Origin of the sequence: Aquabacterium sp. (assembly GCF_035476535.1) — a bacterium.
Classification (GTDB): domain Bacteria; phylum Pseudomonadota; class Gammaproteobacteria; order Burkholderiales; family Burkholderiaceae_C; genus Pseudaquabacterium.
In genome coordinates, this window is the sequence record NZ_DATILJ010000176.1 from 1 (window position 1) to 3,068 (window position 3,068).

General features: G+C 65.4%; 4 protein-coding genes. All 4 read right to left on the minus strand.

What is annotated here, in order from left to right:
• A partial coding sequence (locus VLK61_RS17160) for a hydantoinase/oxoprolinase N-terminal domain-containing protein (RefSeq protein ID WP_325422832.1) occupies positions 1–615 on the minus strand: 615 nt, incomplete at its 3' end.
• A gap of 17 nt (positions 616–632) precedes the next feature.
• Entirely contained in the window at positions 633–1,418 is a 786-nt protein-coding gene (locus VLK61_RS17165; RefSeq protein ID WP_325422835.1) for an ABC transporter ATP-binding protein, read from the minus strand.
• Positions 1,411–2,178 (minus strand): ABC transporter ATP-binding protein, encoded by a 768-nt coding sequence (locus VLK61_RS17170; protein WP_325422833.1) that lies wholly within the window; start codon positions 2,176–2,178, stop codon positions 1,411–1,413. Before VLK61_RS17170 ends, VLK61_RS17165 begins: the two co-directional genes overlap by 8 nt.
• The coding region (locus VLK61_RS17175; RefSeq protein WP_325422834.1) for a branched-chain amino acid ABC transporter permease at positions 2,175–3,068 on the minus strand (894 nt) is incomplete at its 5' end. The genes VLK61_RS17170 and VLK61_RS17175, both read right to left, overlap by 4 nt.

The following is a 3,068-nucleotide window of genomic DNA, read 5'->3' on the forward strand; positions in this document are numbered from 1 at the left end:
GCGGTCGTATTCGCGCACCTCGGGGCAGACGCTGGACGACAGCGAGACCGAGACACCGGGCGCGTACTCGGCCAGCAGTTCGCCAATGCGTTGTTCGTGCTGCGGGTACTTGTAGGCATGCAGCAGGCAGACCGCCACCGATCGAATGCCGAGCGTGACCAGCCTGTCGGCGATTGCCTTGACGCTGGTTTCGTCCAGCGGCGTCATCACCTGGCCATGGGCGCTGATGCGCTCGACCGCGCCGAAGCAGCGCTCGCGCGGCACCAGCGGCTCGGGGTACTGGATGCGCAGATCGTAGAGGTCGTAGCGCCCCTCGGTGCGGATGCGCAGCATGTCCTGGAAGCCGTCTGTCGTGATGAACGCGGTGGCCACGCCCTTGCGTTCGAGCACTGCATTGGTCACCACCGTGGTGGCGCCGAGGATCTGCAGCGCGCCCTCGCCGGGCCGCGGTGTGATGCCGCCGCGTACTTTGGCGAGTAGCTCGTCCACGCCCTGCAGCACGGCGCGGGCCGGCGCGTCGGGCGTGCTCAACACCTTGTGCAGGTGGATGCTGCCGTCGTCGTCGGAAAAGGCGAAATCGGTGAACGTGCCACCGGTGTCGAATGCCAGTTTCATAGGGTCCTCGGAGAGATTCAGTGAATGCCGTGCGGCGCGGCGGCGCTGCTGCGCTCCTGCACCCGGCCGGTCATGAAGAGTTCGCCCAGGTCGGTGTGGCTCACGTCCTGGGCCGGGCTGTCCCAGATGACCTTGCCCAGCCGCAGCACGACGGCGCGTTCGGCCGCGGCCATCGCCTTGCGCGTGTTCTGTTCGACCAGCAGGATGGTGCGGCCGCCCTCGTGCAGGCGCTTGAGTTCGTTGAAGACCAGCGTGATGGCCTGCGGCGAGAGGCCGACCGACGGTTCATCGACGAGCAGGATCTCGGGCCGGCGCAAGACCGCCATCGCCATTTCCAGCAACTGCTGCTCGCCACCCGACATGTTGCCGGCGAACTCCTTGCGCCGCTTGTGCAGGATGGGGAACAGCTCGTAGACGTATTGGCGCTCGCCGGCGATGTCGCCATCCTTGATCGTGTAGGCGGCCATCTCCAGGTTCTCGTCGACCGACATCGTCGGGAAGTTGCAGCGGCCCTGCGGCACGTAGCCGAAGCCCTGCGACAAGAAGGCGCGCGGCTTGCCACCGGCAATCTCCTGGCCCTTCCACGTGATGGACCCGGCCTTGTGCGTGGTCATGCCGTACAGCGTCTTCAGCAGCGTCGACTTGCCGGCGCCGTTGGGCCCGAGCAGCGCCACGAACTCGCCGTGGCGGATGCTCAGGCTCACGTCGTGCAGGATGTCGAGATGGCCATAACCTGCACGCAGGTTCTGGATGATCAGTTCAGGGGCGGCCGGCTCGGCCGGCCGGTGGGCGCTTTTATCCACCAAGATAGGCCTCCACGACTTGCGGGTTGCGCACGATCGCCTCCGGCGTGTCATCGGCCAGCTTCTGGCCCTGGTGCAGCACGATCACGCGGTGGCTCAGGTTCATCAGCACATCGGTGTTGTGCTCGATGACGAGGAAGGTGATGCCGTGGTCCTTGTTCGCCGAGACGATGCACTGGATCACCTTCTCGATCAGGATCGGGTTGATGCCGGCCAGCGGTTCGTCGAGCAGCACCAGTTCGGGCTCGGGCATCAGCATCGATGCGAACTGCAGCAGCTTCTGCTGCCCGCCCGACATGTTGCCGGCCGGCAGGTGCGCCACGCGCGACAGGCCGGAGACTTCGATCAGTTCCCGTGCACGCTCTCGCAGTGCCTTCACGCGGGCCCGCGACGTGGCGCCGACCGAGAAGGTCGATGCAATGCCGGGGAAACGTGCCATCTGTCCCGCGAGCACCAGGTTTTCTTCCGAGTTCATCGTCGGGAAGACGACGGTCTTCTGGAAGCTGCGCAGCAAGCGGCCTTCGCGGGCGATGCGGTTCATCGGCCAGTGCGTGATGTCCATGCCCTTGAGCAGCACGCTGCCGGCATCGCTCTTCTGCAAGCCGGTGCAGCAGTCGAACAAGGTCGACTTGCCCGAGCCATTGGGTCCGATCAGGCCGCAGACCTCGCCGCGCGCCACATCGAAATCGACGCCCTGCAGAGCAGGCACACCACCGTAGTTCTTGCGCAAGCCGCGCACGCTGAGAATGGCTTGGCTCACAGCGGCTTCTCCTGTTCGCCGCCGATGCGCGACAGCCACTGCGTGACGCGCTCGACCAGCGGGGCCAGGCCCTGCGGAAACACGAACACCAGCACCAGCAGCACAAAGCCGTAGAGGATCATGCGCAGCTCGGGCGTGACACGCAGCGCCTCGGTGACGGCCACGAACAGGAAGCTGCCGATGATGGCGCCCGGCACGCGGCCAAGGCCGCCGCCCAGCACGATGATCAGGATCGTGTTCGAGTAGTACATCTGGAACACCAGCGGGCTGACCACCGTTTCGTAGTGGGCGTAGAGGCTGCCGCCAAGGCCGGCGAAAGCGGCACTGAGCATGAACACGATCAGCTTGTAGGACCAGGTCGGAATGCCCAGTGATTCGGCCAGTGTCTCGTTGTCGCGAATCGCCACCATGCAGCGGCCCGCCGGCGACTTGATCAGCAGCACGAAGACCAGTGTGGCCAGCAGCGCCACGGCGAGGATCAGGTAGAAGTACTGCGGAATCTGGGTGATCGCGATCACGCTGTCACCAAAGCCCAGCTTCGGCCGCGCGACGCCCGACAAGCCCATGTCACCGCGCGTCAGGTCGACCCAGTTCTTGGCCACCATCTGCGCGATGACGACAAAGCCCAGCGTGCACATCACGAACGAGGTGGTGCGCAGCCGCAGTGCCGGAATACCCAGCGGCAAGGCAACCAGCGCCGCGATGGCCGCCGCCGCGAACAGGTTCAGCACGAAGGGGGTGCCGAAGTGCGTCGACAACAGTGCCGATGCATACGCACCGATACCGAAGAACACGCCCTGGGCCAGCGACAACATGCCGGTGTAGCCCAGGATCAGGTTCAGGCCATGCGCCGGCAGCAGGAAGATCATCGCGATGATCAGCGCATGCAG